Below are 23309 nucleotides of genomic sequence, written 5' to 3' on the forward strand. Positions count from 1 at the left end.
ATCGCTTATGCTGCGGCATGTACAAACTCCTTGGGAGTTACCTGAGTAACTTTCTTGAATGCTTTATAAAAGGAGACTCTATTGTTGAACCCACATTGATAAGCAATATCTGAAATGGATTCCGATGTGTTTTCAAAGTCCGAACATAGCCTGTTTTTGGCCTCCTCGATTCGGTATGAGTTTACAAAATCGTAAAAGCTGAGGTTAAAATTCTCGTTGATAACCTGTGATGCATGATGGCGGGATATATCCAATAATTCGGCAATATCATCAAGTCTAAGCTCATGATTTAGATAAAGCTTTTCCTCATTCATCAATAGCTCCAGTTTATTTTTGAGTTCGAGCGAAAAGGATTCGGATAATCCGGTTTTTTCATATTTGTACTTTTTATCGCAAGTGGATAGATTACTATCCTTTAGAGCTATATTCTTTTGATTTTTAAATAAAAGGTAGATGACCACCAAATACACAATCAATTGTAGGATTTGGGCATATAGCATAATTGAACTAAAACCATAGCCTACATTGGACCAACTATAAATGGTTATGAGTAGGGAGAAAAAAAATAGAAATGAAAAGAGTAAAAACAGTCTTTTGGTAAAAAGACCGATTTTGCTTTTTGTGAACAATGGTGTGTTTTCCCAGAACGACATAGCTATCAATTTTATCTTCTGGTCTCAAAATGCAAAAAAGAATAGTTTTAGTAGGGTGTCAATTGACGGATGCCCTGTTTGGATTGATGGATGAGCAAAAATTGGGAAAAACGGGACTCCTAGGTGAAAGAAATTATAGCAACATTTTAGAATATGGAATCACCGTTTCAAAACCTTTGGATTTGAAATAGGAGCGGGTTTTATCGTCTCCTGTGGCCAAAACAAAATCCCCGCCCCAAGCGCCAAGACTTTTTATGGCCCCAAAATAATCGGGAAAAAGGCGCTGTTTTACGGGCTGTATTTTCAGAACTTTGGAAAGTAATGTCTCATGTTCCTCCATCAAGGTTTCGAACTCGGACAAGGTGATAGCATGAATCATTTTTTTGGTAATATCTGAAACTTCTTTAACCAGTTGTGGTTTGTCAAACTGTTGTTCCCTATAATTGGCAATGGCTTCCTTGCTACTTTGTTTTTGATTTAGATGAATAAAATAAAGCGAGTCCTTGAACATAGGATCAAAGTGAATTTCTTCTACTTGTGGACTGCCATTTTTTAATTGATAGGTCAACGGTGAATTGGATTGCGCACAGGCAATATCATACCCACTTCCGCCAAACGCTTTCCATAATAGTTGAAACGCATCGACCCTTGCCCATTGGGCCAAATTATTAATGAGTGTTGAGGAAGTGCCCAACCCCCAAGATCTTGGAAATGTGAGCTGTGTTTCGACCAAGAAACCTTCACTATCCGTTAATAGCAATGGATTTTGCGCATTGGCCTCCAAGAGCAAATCCTTCAAAGTCTTTGCCATTGCCGAATCAGAAGAGGAAACTACGTTCAAATTAGCTAGGTTGAACGTTGCGGAGAACCACGTATCATTACTTTCGTCGAGACTGTTCCACTCCAACAAGCCCGTGGTGGTCGGAGTAACATTCAGCGATTGCCCGTAACTAACGGGAATGGCCAATCCTAAAGCACCATCCAAAATGGCATACTCGCCAGACACCAACAATTTCCCGTTACTGTAAAACTCCTTCTTCATTATTTTGATTTTAGACTTTCCAAAGCCTCCTTCACCGAGGCATTTGTTACGGTTTGATCTTTAAAATAAGTGACCAGTTTTTGTTTTTCTGCTTCGGTGGCTCCCAATTGATTCAACATGTTCAACAAGTGCATTTTCATATGTCCTTTTTGTATGCCCGTGGTGATCAGACTCCGCACTGCGGCAAAATTTTGTGCCAGTCCGGCAACGGCAACAATCTGCATCAATTCTTTGGCGGATGGATTTTGAAGGATTTCCAATGCAAGTTTTACCATGGGGTGCAATCTCGTCAATCCACCGACGGTACCTAAGGCCAATGGCACTTCTATCCAAAATTTAAAAATACCGTTTTCAATGGTTGCATGGGTAAGGCTGGAGTATTGTCCTTCCTTGGTGGCATAAGCGTGCACTCCTGCTTCAATCGCTCTAAAATCATTTCCTGTTGCAAGGACAACGGCGTCTATCCCGTTCATAATGCCCTTATTGTGCGTAACTGCCCGGTAAGGTTCTACTTTGGCTATATTGACCGCTCTTACAAACTTTTCGGCAAAATCTTTGGAAGACATATCGGCATTGCCCAAGTCCGAAATAGGACAGCTTACCTCTGCCCGTACTAAACAATCGGGCACGTAGTTGGACAAAATACTCATTACCACCTCTATGTTCTTTTCTTCTTCTGAAAAAGCATCAAATAGAAGGGCTTGTTCTTTAAATGTTCTTGCAAATTGCTCTAAACAAGAGTTGATGAAGTTGGCCCCCATGGCATCCAAGGTCTCAAAAGTGCAATGCAGTTGATGGTAACCGTCAATCTTATTTGATAGGTCCCTTAACTCAATGTTGTTAATGCCTCCGCCACGCTTTTCCATGCTCTGTGTAATGCTGGAAACACTTTTGATGAGTTCAGGTTTGGCGGAATCAAAGAACCTGAAAAGTTTTTGATTATCACCTTTATATATAAGGTGTACCTGCCCAACCTTTTCGGTACCTATGATTTCAGCTTTAAAACCGCCGCGTTCCAACCAAAACTTGGCTGCCTTGCTGGCCGCTGCGACAACGGAACTTTCTTCAATCGCCATGGGAATGGCATAAAGCTTGTCGTTTATCTTAAAATTTGGTGCTATTGCAAAAGGCAAATAGTAATTGGAAACAGTATTTTCAATAAACTCATCGTGCAGTTGCTGTACCCTTGGGTCCGTATTCCAATACTGTTTCAACAGTTGTTTGGTGGCTTCGGGGTCTTTGGTGCAATTGATGGCAATCCAGTCAATTTTCTGGGTTTTGGTAAGTTTGGAAAATCCTTCAACGGGCGTATTCATAAAGCTGGCTTAAAGCTTTCAAATATACGGATAATGGATATTTACCGAATGAAGTTCGATTTCTGAAAAAATATCGCTGGAACCAAAGGTTAAAATATGTTGCAAATGCAACATCAAAATTTATTTTTCCGATAAATATTAGTAAACTTGGGAGTTTTTAATCAATTTTTTCACTTCATGAACAAACAGTCTTTTCTATTCCTATTCTTATTGGGAGTTGTTACTTTTTCTACAGCACAAAAGAAAAAAATCACCCTCGAAGAGATTTTTGGAGGAGAGTTCAGGACAGAATACATGGATGTCCTACGATCCATGAACAATGGTACACAATACACCATATTAAATACATCGCGTTCCCCGCGTTCCAGTAGTCTGGATAAGTACGATTACGAAACTTTGCAAAAAGTGGAGACCATAGTAGCATCATCGGATGCCGTACCATATTTTTCATCCTATAGTTTTAGTGATGATGAATCCCAAGTGCTTTTGGCGACGGAAGTTGAACCTATATTTAGACGTTCCCGTTTAGGGATTTATTATGTGTACGATATAGCATCGAAAGAATTGGTGAAAATATCGGAAACAAAAATCCAAGAGCCTACACTTTCTCCCGATGGAAGCAAGGTGGCCTATGTTTTGGACAATAACTTATATGTAATGGACTTGTCCGGGCGCACTACCAAACAGGTCACTACAAATGGTAATAAAGGTACTATTATAAATGGTGTTACAGATTGGGTGTATGAAGAAGAGTTTGGTTTTGTCCGCGCTTTTGAATGGAACAGCGATGGTTCCAAAATTGCCTTTCTCCGATTTGACGAAACAGAGGTTCCCCATTTCTCCATGGATGTTTATGGCACGGAACTATATCCTTCCCAGCATGAGTTTAAATACCCCAAAGCCGGAGAGAAGAATTCCATTGTAACATTACATATGTTTGATGTAGCGTCTGGAACTATTTCAGATGTGGATTTGGATGACCCATACTATATTCCAAGAATTAAATGGATGAACAATCCGAACCATTTGAGCGTTCAGACCATGAACCGGCATCAAAACGGCTTGACACTTTACAAAGTAAATGCCAGTGACAATTCAGCGAACGTTTTATTGGAAGAGACCGATAATGCTTATGTGGATATTGATGACGATCTAACCTTTTTGGCCGATGACAGCTTTATCTGGACCAGTGAAACCGACGGCTACAACCATTTATATTTATATGGCAGTAGTGGAAAGTTGAAAAATCAGATTACCGAAGGACCTTGGGAAGTAACGAGTTATTACGGTTATGATGAGAAAAACGACCGTATTTTTTATCAGTCCGTAGAAAATGGTTCCATTAATAGGGGAGTCTATAGTATTTCCAGTAAAGGGAAGAAAAAGAAAGCATTATCTACGGATGAAGGCACTAACTCGGCTTCCTTCAGTAGTGATTTTACGTACTATATCAATACATATTCAAGTGCAGACACGCCATATCGGTTTACTTTGCACGATGCATCAAACGGTAAATTGGTAAAGGAAATCAAGGACAACTCGGAGCTGCTCAATAAATTGGAGGGGTATGAGATTGCGCCGAAAGAGTTTTCTACCATCAATATAAATGGGTACGACCTTAATATGTATATGATGAAACCCGCCGATTTTGACCCAAACAAAAAATACCCATTGTTCATGTTCCAGTATAGCGGACCCGGTTCGCAACAGGTGGCCAACAGATGGATGGGAACCAGGGACTACTGGCATCAATTATTGGTTTCGGAAGACTATATCGTTGCTTGTGTAGACGGCAGGGGCACTGGTTTAAAAGGGCGTGACTTTAAAAAATTGACCCAAAAGGAATTGGGCAAATATGAGGTTGAAGACCAAATTGACGCGGCCAAAAAATTGAGCGAACTACCCTATATCGATGAGGATAGAACGGGAATCTGGGGTTGGAGTTACGGAGGTTTTATGTCCACTAACTGTATATTAAAAGGGAACGACACTTTTGAGATGGCCATCGCCGTAGCACCCGTGACCTCATGGCGTTTTTACGACACTATTTATACCGAACGCTATATGCAGACCCCACAAGAGAACCCAACCGGGTACGATGATAATTCACCGTTCAACTATCCAGAATTATTGAAAGGGAAATATCTTTTGGTACATGGCTCCGGTGATGATAATGTACATGTGCAGAACACCATGAGAATGATAGAAGCTCTCGTGCAGGCCAACAAACAATTTGATTGGGCCATTTACCCGGACAAGAACCATGGTATTTATGGAGGAAACACCAGCCTTCACCTGTATACCAAATTGACCAACTTTGTTAAAGAGAATTTATAGTATTTTAAAAAATAAATAGCCGTTATGTCAGAAATAACCAAACCACAAGAAGAAAAACAGTTGTTCGGTCATCCAAGAGGGTTGTTCTATCTCTTTTTTGCCGAGCTATGGGAGCGCTTCAGCTTTTATGGAATGCGTGCCCTACTTACCCTTTATATGGTAGATGTCATCTTTGCTGCTTTAATGGAACGGGATTATGCCACTGCTGCGGTTTATTCTTCATATGGTTCCTTGGTTTACGCCTCCACAGTTATTGGGGGTAGAATTTCGGACAGTATTTTGGGTATGCGACGCTCTATTTTTTTAGGAGGAATTTTAATGTCGTTGGGGCATTTTGTCCTTGCCATCGAAAACAATATCACGTTTTTTCTTGCATTGTCCCTAATTATAGCAGGAAATGGATTTTTTAAACCGAACATTTCAACATTTGTTGGCTCTTTATATAAGGATGGTGACCCACGAAAGGATTCAGGGTTCACCATTTTTTATATGGGAATCAATATCGGTGGATGGGTGGCTCCTTTGTTATGCGGATTTTTGGCCGCCAAATATGGATGGCACTACGGGTTTGGACTGGCTGGGATAGGAATGCTTACTGGCTTGATTGTTTTTTGGAGCGGTATAAAAAAAGGAGTGTTTGGTGATAAAGGCTTACCTCCAGAAAATGGAAACATAGAAAAAAAGGTCTTTGGACTTAAACAAGGTATCTTGGTTCCGGTACTGGCATTCGCTTCGGTTCCGGTGATAGCATATTTATTATCCTCATACAAGGCATTGGGTGCTGAAGGTACTTTTTTTGATGACCAGAATATTGTAAATGTCATCTTCAAGTTGATTGGTATTTCAATCTTGTTGTATCTGGGCTACATTATGTTCAAGGCGTCGGTAGAAGAGCGGAAAAAACTTTTTGTAGCTGTCCTTATTACGTTCTTTATGACGATTTTCTGGGGATTCCATGAGCTTTCCGGAAGTGTTATAACACTCTTTGCAGCTCGTAATGTGGATTTGGTAGGAATTATGTCGGCTTCACAAACCAACTCTTTGAACTCCATGTGGATTATTATTCTGGCTATTCCTATTTCATTAATGTGGCAATGGCTGTCCAAAAAGAACTTGAATCCAAGAACGCCGTATAAATTTGGAATGGGGCTCTTGTTTGCAGGTATCAGTTTTTATGCATTGGCCGTTAGTGGTGCAAGTGCCAACGAAAATGGATTTGTACCGTTTACTTATCTTTTGTTGATGTACTTCTTGTTGTCTGTGGGTGAATTGTTCATGTCACCGGTAGGACTATCCAAAATCACCGACCTCTCACCAAAACGAATCGTTGCTTTTATGATGGGGGTTTGGTTCCTTTCTTCTGCGTTCGCATTTCAAGTAGTGGGCTTTATCGGTAAACAATTGGCCATTGAAAGCACAGATGCCGATATTAGTGGTTTTAGTACCCTTACGGTATATACGGATGGGTTTATGCTCATTGCCCAATATGCACTGGGCGCCGGAGTTTTGGTAATTTTAGCCTCGCCTTTAATAAAAAAGTTGATGGGCAACGTACACTAGAAACCAACTCAGAATTTAAAAACATAACATCCCTTTTCACCGGTATAGTGGAAAGGGATTTCTTTTTCCATACAGGTCGTCTTCCATTTGGATATTACACTCGGATAGCTACTGCCATCGGCAAATATTTTTTTCGGTCCAATGGAATCAATCAATCGTTCCAAATTAATTTTGGTCGATTGGGTCAGGAGCAAGTAATCTGGATTTTTTTGCAAAGGGATGATGGCCGAACTGTCCACGACAATCAATCTTTTATCATCCAATTCATAACTGTTCTTTAGCTGAATCGTATCCAAGTTTTTTATTCTTTCGGCAACTTCATAATCGTTTACAATGTTTCCAATGTTGGAAGCGTCCGAAGTGATTATGGTAACTGAACTTCCCAACTGGTGTAGTACAATGGTATTTCTGGTTTTGTGTGCTAGGATAATGGTTTCCGTTTGATATACTTGCACCTGATTCCAGATGGTCCAACTCTGAAAAATAATCAGGCCACCAAAGAAAAACAAGGCCGATTTCCATCGGGGACGGGATAGGAATACAACCAAAGCAATAATTACAGCATATCCGACTATCATTTGAACCGAATCAAAAGGAATATTTCTGATGATAAATCCTTCTTGGCGAGCGACCCAACCAACAATCGAATTCATCAGGTGAATCACCCAATTAAAACCCTCGGCCAAAAATTTGGGTAAAAAGTCAGTCATGGCCAAGGCAATCACCAAGATTCCGAAGCCCAGAATCAACCCTAAAAATGGAAGTACAATTAGGTTGGAAACAAAAAACAGCGCTGGAAACTGATGAAAATAGAACAAACTAATCGGCAATACGCCTAATTGGGCCGCAACGCTTACTGAGAGCAGCTGCCATGCTTTTCGAACAACGATGTTATCTGGAAACCAAAATTTCTGCAGTTGGGGATAGACCCAAACAATGGCAAAAACTGCCGCGTAGCTCATCTGAAACCCCACCTGAAACAAAAACAAGGGCTTTACCAATAAAATGAACAGCATGGAGAGTGCTATAATGTTAAATGAGTTGGTAGGTCGGTTGAGGTAGAGCGAATAGGCAACAAACGAGAACATGGTAACAGCCCTAACAATGGAAGGCGATAGACCTGCCACAAAAGCGTAGCTCCAAAGTAGCAAAACCACAAAGATGAGTTTTATGGTTTTACCTTTAGGTAAACGTTCCAATGGAGATAAAAGAAACTCCAACAAAAATAAAATGATGCCTACATGCAGCCCGGAAACCGCTAAAATATGAACTGCCCCCGCATTTTTGTAGTTGTTGTAGGTGCCTTCCGAAATATCATCACGTTTTCCCAAGATCAGGGCTTGAATTACGCCGAGCTCTTCGTCGCCAAAGTTCTTTTGCTTTAATTTTAAAATGATGTGTTCCCTAAAATTGGAGGCCATGCCGAACAGAGTTTTGGAACCTTGCTTTACAATAATGGACCGATGGTTTGTCCTGATTTGATGTTGGATACCTTGTTTTTGAAGATAGTCTTGGTAATCAAACTGGTGTGGATTCAGTGGTGGCCGAATTGCTTCAGGATTGGTAAGGGAAAGGAGTTCATCATCTACCTTTAAGGGTTTCGCAACGGAATCTAAAGTCAGGTTTAAGAGTAATTTTCCGGAGGCTCGTGTATCGCCCACAGCAACCACTCGAGTTATATAACTTTGGGAAAAGTCGTTGGGTTTTAGGACTTCTTCGACCTTCAACCGCCAAATTCCTTGTGCTTCAAGGTTTTTGGTGCTGTAATGGGATGACATTCCACGACCCAAGGAAAGTCCGACCACCAAAATGCCCAAACTAATGGTTGTGAGGACAATCAACACTTCAAAAAACGGGAACCCTTCACGCTGCTGTCTTTTGCCGAGCAAATAAGCTACTGGCAAAAAAACCAGCATAATTGTGAGGGGGAGAAGTGGAGCTATCTCAAAATGAAAACCAATAACGATGCCCATCATCAACCAAATGGTCAGTTTTATGGACACAAAATTAAGTTGGCGCACGTTACAGGATGCGCATAGCCTTTACAAAAGCGCTGTTCCAGTATCCTTCCCGTAATGAGGATACCAATACGCCTCGTGAGGTTGTGGCGTGAATAAATTTAATGTCGTCACCGTTGACGTCTACTACCAATCCAACATGATTGATGCGTCGTCCCGTTTTACTGGTCTGAAAAAAGAGCAAATCCCCTTTTTCAACATCACTGACCCTAATTTTGTTGCCTTCCAAAGCCATTTGGTAGGACGTTCTTGGGAACATAATGTCGTTCTCTTTTAAGGAAACATAGACCAAGCCAGAGCAGTCCATTCCTTTTTTTGTAGTGCCCCCATACTTGTACCGGGTTCCGGAATAGCTTAATGCAGTGGAGATAATTTCATCTGCCTTAACATTTTTACGCCCCTCTCGTTTGTTTTCCTTTTTAGGTTCACTTTTAGGGGAAGTGTCTTCGGTGGACCCCTCTACCGAAACGGTTCGGGTCTTGTTGTAGGTGCGTCGTTTTTTGCCTGGTCCGCAAGCAGTAATGGCAAAAAACAACAGTAAGATTATGGTTTTTCGTAACATCCAAGAATAGATTTACTTTCTTGGATGATAAAACTACACATTTTTCACAATTAATCGGGCGGCCATTTCACTGGCTCCTTTTCCACCCAATTTTTCTTTTAATGATTTGTAATCCGACAACATGCGTTCCCGTTCCGTTCCTTCAACTATTTTAGAAAGCTCGGATTTAAGGTTTTTAGTGGTCAGATCATTTTGGATAAGTTCTTTTACGACTTCTCTTTTCATGATTAAATTAACAAGAGAAATGTAGTCCAAGGTAATGATTCGCTTTGCAATTTGATAAGAAATCCAATTGCCCTTATAGCAAACTACTTGGGGCACCTCAAAAAGCGCTGTTTCCAATGTGGCCGTTCCACTGGTTACCAATGCGGCATGGGAATGTTTTAAGAGCGTATACGTTTTGTTGGAAACATACTCTACCTTGTCGCCTTTCAGAAACGGTGCATAAAACTCGTCAGGAAGACTAGGGGCACCGGCGATAACAAATTGATAATTGGGAAAATCCTTTTTTACTGAAAGCATCACCTCCAACATTTTTTGTACCTCTTGTTTTCGGCTTCCGGGCAATAAGGCAATAATAGGTTTTTCAGAATCAAGATTGTTTTCTTGTCGGAACGATACATTGTCCTGCAGAGGGGTGTTCTCAATGGCATCAATAAGGGGATGCCCTACAAATTGGACGGGATATCCATGTTTTTTTTCGTAAAATTCTTTTTCAAAAGGAAGTATGACATACATATGGTCTATATCTCTTTTGATTTTTGAGATACGCCCTTCCCTTGAGGCCCAAATTTGGGGAGAAATATAATAATTGGTTTTGAACCCATTTTGTTTGGCCCACTTGGCAATTCTGAGATTAAAGCCGGAGAAATCAATAAAAATTACTACATCGGGATTAAAACGTTGGATATCCTCCTTGCAATAGGAAATGTTCTTGAAAATGGTGGGAATGTTCATCAGAACCTCCAAAAAGCCCATAAAGGCCATATCCTTGTAATGTTTTGCCAGCTCACCGCCAGCTTGCTGCATCAAATCACCGCCCCAGCAACGAATTTCTGCGGAGGTATCTTCCTTTTTCAGGGCCTTGATCAAGTTGGACCCGTGCAGGTCTCCCGATGCTTCACCAGCAATTATATAATATTTCATGGGTGTATAATCTAGGACATCACTTTGTATATCATAATAACAAGTGCCGTAACCAAGGTTGCCAACATTACCCCTTTGGCCCTTTGGTCTCTCTTTATCCGTAGAAAACCAAAAAAGGCCACCAAGTTCAATATAGCACCTAAGGCAAGCAAACTGCCAATATGGCCTTGCTCTATGGCTGCATTGAATGTTTCCACGATTCCCAAATCGGAAAATAGCAGAATGTAAAGCAGGGTGCCAAACGTATTTGCAATGATTCCTACGATAAAACCTATGATGATTTCTTTGTTACTTTTCATTTAAGTTCCAGTTATTTACTTGTTGTATGGCATGGTGCGCGGTAAGGTCGAACTGAGTGGGCACCACAGAGACAAAACCTTGGCCCAATGCCCATTCGTCCGTATCCTCTCCTTTGTCCAATAGCTCAAATTCTCCAGTGAGCCAATAATAATCCTTGCCCGATGGACTGGTGCGCTTATCAAATTTTTCCTTCCAGTTACCGCGTGCCTGTCGGCATATTTTGATGCCTTTTGGTCCATTTTCGGTCTTCGGAATATTTACATTTAGAACCGTGCCTTTTGGGATTCCGTTGGTCAATGCCTCCGCAACTATTTTTTTGACCGATTTTAGAGCAGGCTCAAAATTTGCATCCCATGAATAATCACATAACGAAAACCCGATTGCCGGTATTCCTTCGATCCCTGCCTCGATGGCCGCACTCATGGTACCGGAATAAATTACGTTGATGGATGAGTTAGATCCGTGGTTGATACCGCTTACGCAAATATCCGGAGTTCTGTCAAGTAATACCCGAAGTGCCAATTTTACACAGTCTGCGGGTGTTCCGCTACAACTGTATTCACTTGGTGCCCCTTCTTTGTGGTCCACTACTACCTGCTTGGAAAACAACGTGCTGTCCACGGTAATGGCATGCCCCATGCCGCTTTGCGGACTGTCCGGAGCCACGACCACAACGTCGCCCAGTTCTTTCATAGTGCGTATCAATGCCCTTAGGCCAGGTGCCGTGATGCCATCGTCGTTGGTGACAAGAATCAAGGGTTTTTCCATGTTGGATAATTTAAAGCATAAAAATACGTTTTTCATAAGGATATGGAGCTTTGTCCGTTTAACAAAAAATTAAATCCAGCCATCGGGACTGGCACGGTTTTTTCTGTATCTTAGAGAATTCATACAATTAGAAAAGATGGATGGCGCAATAAAGATTTGACGGTTGAGGTCAGATAGTTTCGCTCCAGAAAAATGAGATTATGAAAAAGAACTTTATTTTGGCACTATTGGTTATTCTTGTAGCAGTAGCTTCCTGCAGTTTTACCAATAAGTCTTTTGATAACGACGACAAGGATAAATTTTTGTTGGAATTGATTTCCTACGTACTCGAAAAAGGGCATTATGAACCCAAAGAAGTTAACGATAGCTTCAGTTCCAATGTTTTTGATGACTTTATAGAGGTTATCGACCCTACCAAAAGATATTTTTTGCAAAGTGATATCGACGAGTTTGAAAAATATAGGTTCATGATCGATGATGAGATCAGGAATACCGATATCACCTTCTTCAATGTTGTGTACCAACGCTTGATGGTGCGTATGCAAGAGGCAAAGGAAATTTACGGTGATGTCCTTGCCCAGCCTTTTGATTATACTATAGATGAAACCATTGAAATAGACTACGACAAGCAAGAGTTTGCTACCAGTAAAAAAGAGCTTAAGGAGCGTTGGAGAAAACAATTGAAATACAATACACTTAACGTTTTTGATAATAAGATTGAAAATCAGATAGCTGATTCAGAAGCAGATTTGGAGGTTGATGCTGCCTATGCCTTCAACGAAATTCCAGGTTCCATAGATAAGGTCACAACAGAAGAAGAAGCCAGGGAGGTGACTAAAAACACCTTGGATGAATTTTTCGATTTTGTGGACGATTTGGAACGTAAGGATTGGTTTGTTCAGTATTTGAACACCATCGTAGAAGAATTTGACCCTCATACTTTCTATTTTGCCCCAGAAGAAAAAGAGAAGTTCGATATTGGTATGTCCGGTAAGTTTGAAGGAATCGGTGCCAGATTACAGAAGAAACCAGAAGGAGCAAAGATTGTGGAAATCATTTCCGGGGGACCCGTTTGGAGGGACCAAAGTCTTGAAGTTGGCGATCAAATCCTTAAAGTTGGTCAAGAAGGAGAGGAACCCATCAATATTGTGGGAATGCGATTGGAAGACGCCATCAAATTAATCAAAGGTCCAGAAGGTACCGTAGTGGACCTTACCGTAAGAAAAGTAGATGGAACTATTGAAACAGTATCCATCACAAGGGATGTAGTTGAGCTTGAAGAATCCTATGCAAAATCCGCGACAATCGATGCCGGGGAGAATAAATATGGATTGATCAACCTTCCCAAGTTTTATATTGATTTTGAAGATTATGCCGAAAGGAATGCCGCGACCGATGTTGCCAAGGAATTGGAGCGACTCAAAGAGGCAGGTGCAGAAGGAATCATCCTGGATTTGAGGGACAATGGAGGAGGGTCCTTGAAAACGGTGGTTGATATGGCAGGACTTTTCATCAAGGACGGACCTATAGTACAGGTGCGTTCCTCTGGTCAGCGCAAGGAAGTCCATGAGGATAAAGATGAAAGAATCCAGTGGGATGGTCCATTGGTGATTTTGGTGAACGAATTATCCGCATCGGCCTCCGAGATATTGGCGGCTGCAATGCAAGACTACAAAAGGGCCGTTATTATCGGAAGCAAACAAACTTTCGGAAAGGGAACCGTCCAAAATATATTTCCTTTGGATGATATAGTGCGAGGGAACGAACATGGAGATTTAGGAGCGATAAAGCTGACTACTCAAAAATTTTACCGTATCAACGGAGGCTCTACCCAATTGGAAGGTGTAAAAAGCGATATAGTGGTGCCGGACAGATATAGCTATATCGATTTGGGCGAACGAGATCAACAGAATCCTTTGGGTTGGGATAAGATTACCGCTGCTGACTACAAAGTATGGGATGGCTACATCGATTTTGAAGATGCCGTTAAAAAGAGCAAGGAACGTATGGCCAAGAATGAGCAGATCAAGCTTATCGAGGAAAATGCCAAATGGCTCAAGGAGCAACAGGATGAAAATGTGATTTCCCTGAACTATGATAAATACGTGAGCAAAGAAGAAGAAGCAAAGAAGCGTTCGGAAAAATTCAAAAGCTTAAGGGATTACGATTCCAAATTGTCCTTTAGTTCACTAAACTATGAGAAAGAATTGTTTACCCAAGATTCTCTATTAAGGGAAAAAAGAGATAGATGGCACAAGGATCTAGCCCGTGATATTTATGTGGAAGAGGCCGTAAACGTGCTCAAGGATCTTCATAAGAACAATATCAAGAAAAAAGATGGCGAATTGGCCAGTGTCAACAAAGGCTAAGGATATTCAATAAATGATAAAATATAAAAGCCAACTTTTCGGAGTTGGCTTTTTTGTTCTGTTCAGTTGCTATATAAAAATATGACCAAAGGAGTTTTATTTTTTTAAAATGAATTTATTTGCAAAATTGGACCATCAAATCAAATTCAAATCCATTTGATGAAGAATAGAACCCTATATGCAATATTGATGTTTGTTTGTATCGTTGGCTTTTGGCTGTTCGAAAACTTTTATACGCCAGCAACCTATTCCAAACCCAACGGGTCGGAAACCAATATTGTCGAAGCCAATTTGTTGCCGCGCTCCACTACAGGAGAGATTGTGGAACATAGTTTCTATACTTTATCATATAGCGAACCACATGAGCAGGCGGAGTGGGTGGCATATGTGCTCAAGCAAGAGCACTTGACCTACGATGATAGGAAGCGTCCCTATTTTATCGAGGACCCAATGGTGTCCACAAAGTCGGCCGATTGGCGCAATTACAGACGTTCGGGATATGATAGGGGACATTTGCTCCCAGCAGGTGATCGCCGGTTCTCGGAGCAGGCCTACAATGAAACTTTTTATACCAGTAATATTAGTCCTCAGAACAAAGATTTCAATGCCGGAATCTGGAATCATTTAGAACAGCAAGTTCGTTATTGGTGCAAAAAGTATGGGGAACTCTTTGTGGTTACCGGAGGTGTTTTGGAAGATGGTTTGCCACAAATAGGGGATGAGGATGTGGATGTGCCCCGAGTATATTATAAAATTGTGATGAAAGGTTCAGGGGACAATACAAAGGTTCTTGCCTTTTTGATTCCTGCGGAAGAAAGTCAAAAACCATTACAGGATTTTTTGGTTTCCGTGGACGAGGTCGAGAAAAGGACAGGAATCGATTTTTTTGAAATACAGCCTGATGCGTGGCAGTCGCGAATCGAATCAAAAGTAGATGCCGAAGGCTGGAAATTCTAGATACCGTCCTTCAAGCGGTTGGAGTCCAGTTTCAGGAAAATGAATAACAGCATCGTGAAGAAAATCAAACCGGAACCACCATAACTAAAAAAGGGCAATGGTACCCCAATAGTAGGCAACAGTCCGATTACCATTCCTATATTGATAAAGTAATGGAATACCAAAATCGAGATTACACCATATCCGTACATTCGGCTAAAATCGCTCTTCTGACGCTCGGCTATATATATCAACCGCAAAAAGAATAGGGAGAACAATAAAATTACAGTGGCTGTTCCCAAAAATCCCCATTCTTCGCCAACGGAACTAAATATGTAATCAGTGTGCTGTTCAGGTACAAAATCACCCTTGGTCCGGGTCCCCTCCAAGAATCCTTTACCTGTAAACCCACCGGATTCGATTGCTTTTTCGGATTGATATGTATTGTAACCTATGGTCTTGCGGATTTCGTCCAATTTATCCTCATCCTTTTCCAAGCTCAACCACAGTGCAAATCGGTCTCTGTGACGCTGTTCAAAAACGTTCTCGAAAACAAAATTCACGGACAGGGAAAACAGTATGGAAACCACAATTACACCCAATACTGGGAGCAAGGGGATTTTAACCGAAGCCTTTTTGAAGGTATATATCAATAAGGTGAGAATAATCAATCCAATGGAGACCCAGACAGTTCCGAACATCAAGGTAGTGGCGAACAAGACCACGGCGAAGACCAATATTCCCAAATAATAAATAGGGAAGCCTTCCCTAAAAAGTACGAAGAACAACGAAAAATATATCAACGAACTTCCAGGGTCGGGCTGTGGTAAAATCAAAATAGCGGGCAACAGAATAATTATCAAGGCATAAATTTGATGCTTTCCTGTTCGTATATCAGTTTGTATATCGCTTAAAAACTTAGCTAATGCCAACGAAGTGGTAACCTTTGCCAGTTCCGAGGGTTGCAGGTTAAAAAAACCAAGATCGTACCATGATGTGGCTCCAGCTATGGTTTTTCCGAAAACAAACAATCCTAACAAGAGAATTATGGAGACCACATAGAAAATTGAAGAAAATCGTTCAAAAAAGGTAGATTCAACAAAAAGCACGAAGATGATTCCCAAAAAAGCCACACCCATAAAAAAGAGTTGCTTTCCATAAAGGGTAGAGAAATCAAAAATTGATGTGTCCGCATCTCCTACCGAAGTTGAGTAAATGTTGAGCCATCCTATAAAAACCAAAAGCGCATAAAGGATTACACTGATCCAATCCAATCTGCCAAACGGCCCTCTACCAGACATACTCGTTTATCTTGAAAGGTTCACCGCTGTAGGGTTTGGCATACTCGTGTTCCAAAGTTTTTTCCAACATGCGTTTTTCCAGGTCCGTCCTTGTAATTTCCCCTTTAATATATTTTTCAATCAATAGTGAGGCAATATGACCTGCATAACGAGCCCCATAGTACCCATTTTCAATATAAACTGCCAAGGCTATCTGAGGATTTTCAATAGGAGCAAAGGCTACAAAAACGGAGTGGTCCGTCAATTGCATTCGTTCACCATCAATTCGGATATAATTTTCTACGGTTCCTGTTTTCCCTGCAATATCGATATCAGGAATTTTTACCCATCGAGCAGTTCCGTAATTATATACATTTGCCATTCCCTCGATTACGGGATCAAAGTGCTTTCTGTCGATGGTGGTGTAATTGGGTTCGGTATACTTAGGGTCTATCTTTCCATTGTTACCGATGCTCTTTATGACGTGGGGCGTATAAAAATAGCCTCTATTGGCAATCGCTGCGGTCATATTGGCCAATTGCAATGGAGTAGCTGCGATTTCCCCTTGACCGATAGAGTTGGATATGATGGTGGACGCAGCCCATCTGCCATCCCCGTACCATTTGTCGTAATAAGCAACATCTGGAATTCTTCCAGGTGCTCCCGTTGGAAGGTCTGTACCCAAATAACCGCCCAAGCCGAAACTTTTCATGTGCTTTTCCCAAACATTCATGCCTTGGTCAGTGGTGTTGTACTTATCAAAGATTTTTCGGAACACACCCGCAAAATAGGCGTTACAGGATTGATATATCCCAGAGTTTAAATCCCTGATACCACCTCCGCAGTGGCAGCCACGAAGTGTATTACCTACATAAAAACCATGGTAACATCTAAAATTGGTATCCTCATTTATTACCCCTTCCTGGAGACCTATAAGTGCATTTAATGTTTTAAAAGGTGATCCAGGAGATGGTTGAGCCAAAATAGAACGATCCCATGTGGGTTTGGATATGGTATCGTAATGCAGTTTGCTGTAATTCTTGGAACGCTCCCTGCCAACCAATAATGCAGGGTCGTAAGTTGGACCGGATATCATTGCCAAAATTTCTCCCGACTTTGGTTCAATGGCAACGATACCGCCACGTTTACCGTGCATCAACTTTTCGCCATACTCTTGCAGGGTTTTGTCCAGTGTAATATGGATTTCTTTGCCTTGTTGTGGCAGGGTATCCAGTTTTCCATCCTTATAAGGGCCTATATCCCTGTTGAAACGATCTTTTTGAATGTGTTTTACCCCTTTTTGACCTCTTAAAATTTCCTCATACTGTTGCTCAATACCCGTTCTACCTTTTAGTTCGCCCGCAACATAATAGGGGTTGTTCTTGAGGTCCCACTCGTTCACTTCGCTGATGTATCCGAGCACATTTGCGGCACTTTTGGTGTTGTAGTAACGCAGGGAACGTTTTTGAATATAAAAGCCATTGTAGTGGCGCATTTTTTCTTGAAGTTTTGCATAATCCTCCTTGGAAAGCTGGGGCACCAAAACAGATGGAAGCCTGGGGGAGTAGACCCTTGCTTTTTCCATTTTGGAAAGGAACTCCTCCTTCTCAATCCCCAATAGACCACAAAACTCCAATGTATCCAATGGTTTTACTTCCCTAGGGATTACCATGACGTCGTATGCGGGTTGGTTGCCTACAAGAAGTTTTCCGTCCCTATCATATACATAGCCCCTTTCCGGGTAGTCGTACACTTTTTTTATTGCGGGATCATCCAATATTTGGTCTGGCGAAAACCGGAACAATTGCAAATAGGAAAGCCTTCCTATAAAGGTGAAGCCTATAAGTACGATGACGGATGAAAGCAATAATTTTTTCATGATAGACCTAAATTCTTGAGTTGCACATATAACCCAACGATAAAAACTACGTTTTTATTCGCTCTTTGGACTAAAAAGTGAACTGAATAATACACAAAGTATCAAAGTTATCGCTCCTGTGGCAAAAACTTTTTTCAAAATTAACAGGATATGGGCGATACTTAAAATTTCAAACGAAAAGAATATCAGGTGATGAATAAAAATAAGAAGCGCCATAAAAGTAATTCGCTGCAACTTGGTCGTGTTTTTAAAACTAAAATTTTGGAAATCGTAATTCACGCCAAAACAAAAACGCATTATGGACGGTCGAGCATAAGCAATGGTTACCGATGCTAAAGCATTTAGAGCAAGTGTATCCGAGAAAATATCAATGACAAGCCCCAATAAAAAAGCTGTAAGCATAAAAATGGCGCGATTCCCTTTGATGGGGTACCAATAAAAGAAAATCACGTACACAAATGGGTTGATAAAACCCAAAAAATTCAGGTTATTGAATATGAGAACCTGTGTGATGACCAACAGCACAAAACGTAGAATATTTATGATGAGTGAATTGTTCATTCTATGGTTCTGGATTCTAGTTCCTCGATTTCCTCTTTATCTTTATTTTCTATCAAGTACACATTTTTGATGTTTGCCATGTCCGAAAACAGTTGAACATCTATATTGTAGAAACTCTTGGAATCATTCAAATCATATTTTTTTATGGTTCCAATAGGTACATTTTCAGGGAAAATACTGGACATGCCACCGGTTACGATGGTGTCTCCAACAACGAGCGGCACCAATCGTGGAATGTCTATTAACTGAACTACATTGTAATCTTTGGTATCCCAAATCAAGGAACCGAAATATTCTGTTCCCTTGATTTTAGCATTGATGTTGGATTTGGTGTTAAGCACACTTTGCACCGTAGCAAAGCTATTCGACACGTTTTCCACAATTCCCAAGATACCGTCTGTGGTAATTACCCCCATGTCTTGGTGTACACCGTCTTTCTCTCCCTTATCGATCAACACATAGTTTCTGGGAGAGGTGAAACTGTTCTTTATAAGTTTCGCATTCAATACTTGATATACGGCCAAAGTTGAATCCAAAGGTTGAATGCTGTCATTAAAGGTGTTGAACAGTATTTTTCGTAACTGTTGATTTTCTTCTACCAACCTTTTATTCTCCTCCTGTAAATTGAAGTATGACGAAACATTGGATCCTGCCCCATAAATGCTTCCGGTTAGCCATCGGGACGAATTAAAAAATCTGGATTGATGATAGGAATGCGATCGAATGGTCATCACTAAGGATATAAACGCAAGGAAAGCATATAGAAATGCATTTCGATAGCGTAAGACAAAATTGATGATCCGTTGCATGCAATCGTATCGTTAAAAAGGGTTTATCACCACCTTGAAGGTAATAGGCTAAAAATAATCCTATTTGATTAAAATACTCTTATAGCGCTCCAAGTTTTTAAGCGCGATACCCGTCCCTCGTACAACCGCTCGTAAAGGGTCTTCTGCAATGTAGACCGGTAAATCCGTTTTTTGGGAAAGTCTTCTGTCCAGACCACGTAGCATGGAGCCACCACCGGCCAAATAAATCCCAGTATTATAAATGTCGGCCGCCAGTTCAGGTGGGGTTTGTGAGAGTGTTTCCATTACGGCATCTTCGACACGTAAAATACTTTTGTCCAAAGCTTTGGCGATTTCTCGGTAAGAAACCTGAACTTGTTTTGGTTTACCTGTCAAAAGATCACGACCTTGGATGGATTTATCATCCGGAGGGGATTTCAAATCCTCGGTTGCGGAACCAATTTCAATCTTGATGGCTTCCGCAGTACTTTCACCTACATACAAGTTGTGCTGTGTACGCATGTAATAAATAATGTCGTTCGTGAAAACATCACCTGCAATTTTCACAGATTTATCACAAACGATACCTCCAAGTGCTATGACCGCAATCTCTGTTGTACCTCCACCTATGTCCACGATCATGTTTCCTTTGGGCTGCATAATATCCAGACCGATACCGATTGCTGCTGCCATAGGCTCATGGATCAAGTAGACTTCTTTACCGTTTACGCGTTCCGCAGATTCACGGACCGCACGCATTTCCACTTCGGTAATACCAGATGGAATACAGATGACCATGCGAAGGGCAGGCGGAAACCACTTTTTCTTAAGCGCAGGAATATTTTTGATGAACATACTGATCATCTTTTCCGATGCATCAAAGTCAGCGATAACCCCGTCTTTTAACGGTCGAATGGTTTTGATGTTTTCATGGGTTTTCCCCTGCATCATATTGGCTTCGCGGCCCACCGCGATAATTTTTCCTGATACGCGGTCCCTCGCTACAATGGAAGGACTGTCTACAACCACTTTGTCCAAGTGGATGATCAGGGTGTTTGCAGTACCAAGGTCAATAGCTATTTCCTCGGTCATGAAATCAAAAAATCCCATAAAAAAAGCGTCTATTTCGGATTAACGGTAAAATTTATCGGCTAAAGTACTAAAATTAATGTTTAAAATGTCGAGTACCTGTCATCACCATCGCCATTCCGTTTTCATTGCAATAATCAATGCTCAATTGGTCTTTGATGGACCCTCCAGGTTGAATGACACTTTTAATGCCTGCTTTGTCTGCAATCTCCACACAATCAGGGAATGGGAAGAAGGCATCACTGGCCATTACCGCGCCATCTAGGTCAAATTCGAACGATTTTGCTTTGTGGATGGCTTGGTTCAAGGCATCAACTCGCGAAGTCTGTCCTGTTCCGCTGGCGCACAATTGTTTGTTTTTGGCCAAAACGATAGTGTTACTTTTAGTATGCTTGCACAATTTGGAGGCGAAAATCAAATCTTCGATTTCCTCAGCAGTCGGTTTTTTGTCGGTAACTGGGTTCAGGTCTTCTTTAGCATCGGTTTTGGAATCTTTATCCTGAACCAGAACACCGTTCAGACAAGTTCTGACCAAGGTTTCGGGCAATTCAATCTCATTTTGAATCAAGATGATCCTGTTTTTCTTGCCTTTTAATATTTCCAAAGCCTCATCAGAATAACTTGGAGCGATGACCACTTCGCAGAAAAGATTGTGGATTTCCTCTGCAGTAGGTTTGTCAATTTCAACATTGGAAATCAAAATACCTCCAAAAGCGGAAACCGGGTCACCTGCCAATGCATCCACATACGCTTGTTTAATAGTGCTTCGTGTGGCCAATCCACATGCATTGTTATGTTTTAGGATGGCAAAGGTTGGGTCGTCATTTTTAAATTCCCCCATCAAGTTAACCGCAGCATCAACGTCCAAAAGGTTGTTGTACGATAGCTCCTTGCCGTGCAATTTGGAGAACATCGCATCAAAATCACCAAAGAAATATCCTTTTTGATGCGGGTTTTCTCCATAACGCAATACTTGACCTTTGGTCTCGCTGATCTTTAATACAGTTTCTTCCTTTTCTTGGTTAAAGTAGTTGAAGATGGCCGCATCATAGTGTGAAGAAATATTGAAGGCCTTGGTGGCAAAGCGCTTGCGGTCTTCCAAGTTTGTAGTTCCTTCTCCTTCGGTGATTACGTTTAAAAAGTCTTCATAGTCCTCCATGGATGAAACACAAAGTACATCCTTGAAGTTTTTGGCAGCGGCCCTGATCAAAGAGATTCCACCAATATCAATTTTTTCGATAATATCTTGTTCCGAAGCGCCACTAGCTACCGTTTTTTCAAATGGGTATAAATCCACGATCACGATGTCCAACTGAGGAATTTCAAATTCCGACATTTGGGCCACATCACTTTCATTGTCCTGACGGTTTAAAATGCCTCCAAAAACCTTGGGGTGCAATGTTTTTACGCGGCCGCCCAAAATAGAGGGGTAGCTGGTCACATCTTCAACAGGTACCACGTTGATACCAAGGTCACGGATAAATTTTTCGGTTCCTCCTGTGGAATAAAGAGTTACACCGAGTTCATCCAATTTTTTAACGATGGGTTCCAAACCATCTTTATGAAATACTGAAATTAATGCAGCGGAGGCTTTTTTAGCAGTCATCTTCTGTGTCTTAGAATCAATTTATTAAGCGCACAAAAGTACTTTTTTTGAAGCTAAAAAGCAGAACGGTTTATCAACAAAATTCGTTAAGTTTTACAGAATTTGGGCCACTTCGGCATTGATGAATTCCAAAAAGCGCTCATCTTCTTCTGTAAATGGGTCGGGAGTATTGGAATCAATATCGATTTGCCCCACATTTTCGCCATTTACAAACAAGGGAACCACAATCTCCGCTTTTACGGTAATACTGCATGCGATATAATTGTCTTGGGCGGCCACATCGGGTACCACAAAGTTTTGATTGCTCACGGCAACCTGTCCACAAATACCTTTTCCAAATGGGATAATGGTGTGGTCGGTAGGGGCACCAGCGTAGGGTCCAAGCTTTAACTCTTGCTTGTCGCCATTTTTAAAATAAAACCCTACCCAATCGTAATGGTCCACATTATTGTGCAGAAGCTCGCAGATTTCGCCCAAACGGGTATCCGCGGATTTGTTTCCATCCTTCACTATTTCGAGCACCTTGGGTTCCAATGATTTTAGCATGAGATATTTTTTTACAAATGTATTGAATAGTGGATTTGTACGACAAACAAAAGGAAGGCTTACAGGTCAAAAACAGATAAAGTTCTGTTAAGCAAAACAATAAATGTTAATATTTTGTAGTTTTGTAGTCGAATGAAACAGATTTTTCATCAAATACTATCCTCATTGATGGCCCTTTTGGTCTTGGCCTCCACGGTTTCGTGGACGGTGGACAAGCATATTTGTATGGGCCGAGTGATGGATATTTCCCTGTTCTCGCATGCCGAGGGATGTGGAATGGATATGGAGATGGAAAAATCTTGTTGTGATGATGAATCTTTCACCGTTCAAGGTCAAGATGACCTAAAAATTTCTTTCGAGAAATTTGATTTGGACCAACAAGTCTTCTTGGTAAGTTTCGTCCAAACCTATTTTCAACTTTTCGATTTTGATGCTGAGGAACCCAGCATTTTTAGTGAGTACAACCCACCGCCATTGATACGGGATGTGCAGGTTCTTGACCAGACTTTCCTTATTTGATTTAAATGGATTGAATTTACCCGACCAAACTGGT

The 23309-nt window shown here is 41.1% G+C and carries 20 protein-coding genes; 5 read left to right on the forward strand and 15 right to left on the reverse strand.

What is annotated here, in order from left to right:
- Nucleotides 1-5 precede the first annotated feature (5 nt).
- The 3 genes from GUA46_RS04055 to GUA46_RS04065 all read right to left on the reverse strand — a co-directional run bounded on the left by GUA46_RS04055 (nt 6) and on the right by GUA46_RS04065 (nt 3011).
- Nucleotides 6-653, reverse strand: a complete 648-nt coding sequence (locus GUA46_RS04055) for a helix-turn-helix domain-containing protein (RefSeq protein WP_176619393.1) — start codon at nt 651-653, stop codon at nt 6-8.
- Between the two features lie 133 nt (nt 654-786).
- A complete protein-coding gene (locus GUA46_RS04060) occupies nt 787-1695 on the reverse strand; it encodes a GYDIA family GHMP kinase (RefSeq protein WP_108246953.1) in 909 nt (302 codons plus the stop codon).
- Nucleotides 1695-3011: a hydroxymethylglutaryl-CoA reductase, degradative gene (locus tag GUA46_RS04065; RefSeq protein WP_176619394.1), complete on the reverse strand. Its 1317-nt coding sequence runs from the start codon at nt 3009-3011 to the stop codon at nt 1695-1697. The genes GUA46_RS04060 and GUA46_RS04065 overlap by 1 nt, the downstream gene beginning before the upstream one ends.
- Before the next feature lie 177 nt (nt 3012-3188).
- Between GUA46_RS04065 and GUA46_RS04070 the strand changes: the two genes are divergently transcribed.
- Nucleotides 3189-5348 carry a S9 family peptidase gene (locus GUA46_RS04070; protein ID WP_176619395.1) on the forward strand — a complete coding sequence of 720 codons (2160 nt, stop codon included), beginning with the start codon at nt 3189-3191 and terminating at the stop codon, nt 5346-5348.
- Between the two features lie 24 nt (nt 5349-5372).
- On the forward strand, nt 5373-6908 hold the full coding sequence (locus GUA46_RS04075) for a peptide MFS transporter (RefSeq protein ID WP_176619396.1): 1536 nt from the start codon (nt 5373-5375) through the stop codon (nt 6906-6908).
- An 8-nt stretch (nt 6909-6916) separates the two neighbouring features.
- Here the strand turns inward: GUA46_RS04075 and GUA46_RS04080 are convergent, their stop codons facing one another.
- Genes GUA46_RS04080 through surE form a run of 5 tightly spaced genes read right to left on the reverse strand, consistent with a single transcriptional unit; the run spans nt 6917 to nt 11702 of the window.
- Nucleotides 6917-8911, reverse strand: coding sequence for a ComEC/Rec2 family competence protein (locus GUA46_RS04080; protein ID WP_176619397.1), 1995 nt, complete (start codon nt 8909-8911; stop codon nt 6917-6919).
- A 19-nt stretch (nt 8912-8930) separates the two neighbouring features.
- A complete protein-coding gene (locus tag GUA46_RS04085; protein ID WP_176619398.1) occupies nt 8931-9488 on the reverse strand; it encodes a C40 family peptidase in 558 nt (185 codons plus the stop codon).
- A 33-nt stretch (nt 9489-9521) separates the two neighbouring features.
- A complete protein-coding gene (lpxB, locus tag GUA46_RS04090; protein ID WP_176619399.1) occupies nt 9522-10634 on the reverse strand; it encodes a lipid-A-disaccharide synthase in 1113 nt (370 codons plus the stop codon).
- Between the two features lie 11 nt (nt 10635-10645).
- Nucleotides 10646-10933, reverse strand: a complete 288-nt coding sequence (locus tag GUA46_RS04095; protein WP_176619400.1) for a hypothetical protein — start codon at nt 10931-10933, stop codon at nt 10646-10648.
- Nucleotides 10923-11702: a 5'/3'-nucleotidase SurE gene (gene surE, locus GUA46_RS04100; protein ID WP_108246976.1), complete on the reverse strand. Its 780-nt coding sequence runs from the start codon at nt 11700-11702 to the stop codon at nt 10923-10925. Before surE ends, GUA46_RS04095 begins: the two co-directional genes overlap by 11 nt.
- Before the next feature lie 200 nt (nt 11703-11902).
- Between surE and GUA46_RS04105 the strand changes: the two genes are divergently transcribed.
- Both GUA46_RS04105 and GUA46_RS04110 read left to right on the forward strand, forming a co-directional pair.
- A complete protein-coding gene (locus GUA46_RS04105; RefSeq protein WP_176619401.1) occupies nt 11903-14071 on the forward strand; it encodes a carboxy terminal-processing peptidase in 2169 nt (722 codons plus the stop codon).
- 159 nt (nt 14072-14230) lie between these two features.
- On the forward strand, nt 14231-15028 hold the full coding sequence (locus GUA46_RS04110; protein WP_176619402.1) for a DNA/RNA non-specific endonuclease: 798 nt from the start codon (nt 14231-14233) through the stop codon (nt 15026-15028).
- On the opposite strand, the gene rodA is transcribed toward GUA46_RS04110, so the two are convergent.
- The 7 genes from rodA to GUA46_RS04145 form a co-directional block, all read right to left on the reverse strand.
- Nucleotides 15025-16308, reverse strand: a complete 1284-nt coding sequence (gene rodA / locus GUA46_RS04115) for a rod shape-determining protein RodA (RefSeq protein ID WP_176619403.1) — start codon at nt 16306-16308, stop codon at nt 15025-15027. The genes GUA46_RS04110 and rodA overlap by 4 nt on opposite strands.
- The gene (locus GUA46_RS04120; protein WP_108246943.1) at nt 16298-18166 is read right to left on the reverse strand and encodes a peptidoglycan D,D-transpeptidase FtsI family protein; all 1869 of its coding nucleotides are present in this window, start codon (nt 18164-18166) and stop codon (nt 16298-16300) included. The genes rodA and GUA46_RS04120 overlap by 11 nt, the downstream gene beginning before the upstream one ends.
- Nucleotides 18167-18220: 54 nt before the next feature.
- A complete protein-coding gene (locus GUA46_RS04125) occupies nt 18221-18727 on the reverse strand; it encodes a rod shape-determining protein MreD (protein ID WP_176619404.1) in 507 nt (168 codons plus the stop codon).
- Nucleotides 18724-19536, reverse strand: coding sequence for a rod shape-determining protein MreC (gene mreC, locus GUA46_RS04130; RefSeq protein ID WP_176619405.1), 813 nt, complete (start codon nt 19534-19536; stop codon nt 18724-18726). Before mreC ends, GUA46_RS04125 begins: the two co-directional genes overlap by 4 nt.
- Nucleotides 19537-19596: 60 nt before the next feature.
- Nucleotides 19597-20625: a rod shape-determining protein gene (locus GUA46_RS04135; RefSeq protein ID WP_100816354.1), complete on the reverse strand. Its 1029-nt coding sequence runs from the start codon at nt 20623-20625 to the stop codon at nt 19597-19599.
- 55 nt (nt 20626-20680) lie between these two features.
- Entirely contained in the window at nt 20681-22210 is a 1530-nt protein-coding gene (purH, locus tag GUA46_RS04140) for a bifunctional phosphoribosylaminoimidazolecarboxamide formyltransferase/IMP cyclohydrolase (RefSeq protein ID WP_176619406.1), read from the reverse strand.
- 93 nt (nt 22211-22303) lie between these two features.
- Nucleotides 22304-22756 (reverse strand): GAF domain-containing protein, encoded by a 453-nt coding sequence (locus GUA46_RS04145; RefSeq protein ID WP_176619407.1) that lies wholly within the window; start codon nt 22754-22756, stop codon nt 22304-22306.
- A gap of 132 nt (nt 22757-22888) precedes the next feature.
- On the opposite strand from GUA46_RS04145, the gene GUA46_RS04150 reads away from it, so the two are divergent.
- Nucleotides 22889-23275 carry an HYC_CC_PP family protein gene (locus tag GUA46_RS04150; protein ID WP_229418425.1) on the forward strand — a complete coding sequence of 129 codons (387 nt, stop codon included), beginning with the start codon at nt 22889-22891 and terminating at the stop codon, nt 23273-23275.
- Nucleotides 23276-23309: the final 34 nt, after the last annotated feature.

This window comes from Flagellimonas chongwuensis, assembly GCF_013376415.1.
Lineage (GTDB): Bacteria > Bacteroidota > Bacteroidia > Flavobacteriales > Flavobacteriaceae > Flagellimonas > Flagellimonas chongwuensis.

Excerpts from the sequence above, each read along its gene's own strand:
- GUA46_RS04055 (WP_176619393.1), bottom strand. The coding sequence starts at position 653 with ATGTCGTTCTGGGAAAACACACCATTGTTCACAAAAAGCAAAATCGGT.
- GUA46_RS04060 (WP_108246953.1), bottom strand. The coding sequence starts at position 1,695 with ATGAAGAAGGAGTTTTACAGTAACGGGAAATTGTTGGTGTCTGGCGAG.
- GUA46_RS04065 (WP_176619394.1), bottom strand. The coding sequence starts at position 3,011 with ATGAATACGCCCGTTGAAGGATTTTCCAAACTTACCAAAACCCAGAAA.
- GUA46_RS04070 (WP_176619395.1), top strand. The coding sequence starts at position 3,189 with ATGAACAAACAGTCTTTTCTATTCCTATTCTTATTGGGAGTTGTTACT.
- GUA46_RS04075 (WP_176619396.1), top strand. The coding sequence starts at position 5,373 with ATGTCAGAAATAACCAAACCACAAGAAGAAAAACAGTTGTTCGGTCAT.
- GUA46_RS04085 (WP_176619398.1), bottom strand. The coding sequence starts at position 9,488 with ATGTTACGAAAAACCATAATCTTACTGTTGTTTTTTGCCATTACTGCT.
- lpxB (WP_176619399.1), bottom strand. The coding sequence starts at position 10,634 with ATGAAATATTATATAATTGCTGGTGAAGCATCGGGAGACCTGCACGGG.
- GUA46_RS04095 (WP_176619400.1), bottom strand. The coding sequence starts at position 10,933 with ATGAAAAGTAACAAAGAAATCATCATAGGTTTTATCGTAGGAATCATT.
- surE (WP_108246976.1), bottom strand. The coding sequence starts at position 11,702 with ATGGAAAAACCCTTGATTCTTGTCACCAACGACGATGGCATCACGGCA.
- GUA46_RS04105 (WP_176619401.1), top strand. The coding sequence starts at position 11,903 with ATGAAAAAGAACTTTATTTTGGCACTATTGGTTATTCTTGTAGCAGTA.
- GUA46_RS04110 (WP_176619402.1), top strand. The coding sequence starts at position 14,231 with ATGAAGAATAGAACCCTATATGCAATATTGATGTTTGTTTGTATCGTT.
- rodA (WP_176619403.1), bottom strand. The coding sequence starts at position 16,308 with ATGTCTGGTAGAGGGCCGTTTGGCAGATTGGATTGGATCAGTGTAATC.
- GUA46_RS04120 (WP_108246943.1), bottom strand. The coding sequence starts at position 18,166 with ATGAAAAAATTATTGCTTTCATCCGTCATCGTACTTATAGGCTTCACC.
- GUA46_RS04125 (WP_176619404.1), bottom strand. The coding sequence starts at position 18,727 with ATGAACAATTCACTCATCATAAATATTCTACGTTTTGTGCTGTTGGTC.
- mreC (WP_176619405.1), bottom strand. The coding sequence starts at position 19,536 with ATGCAACGGATCATCAATTTTGTCTTACGCTATCGAAATGCATTTCTA.
- GUA46_RS04135 (WP_100816354.1), bottom strand. The coding sequence starts at position 20,625 with ATGGGATTTTTTGATTTCATGACCGAGGAAATAGCTATTGACCTTGGT.
- purH (WP_176619406.1), bottom strand. The coding sequence starts at position 22,210 with ATGACTGCTAAAAAAGCCTCCGCTGCATTAATTTCAGTATTTCATAAA.
- GUA46_RS04145 (WP_176619407.1), bottom strand. The coding sequence starts at position 22,756 with ATGCTAAAATCATTGGAACCCAAGGTGCTCGAAATAGTGAAGGATGGA.
- GUA46_RS04150 (WP_229418425.1), top strand. The coding sequence starts at position 22,889 with ATGAAACAGATTTTTCATCAAATACTATCCTCATTGATGGCCCTTTTG.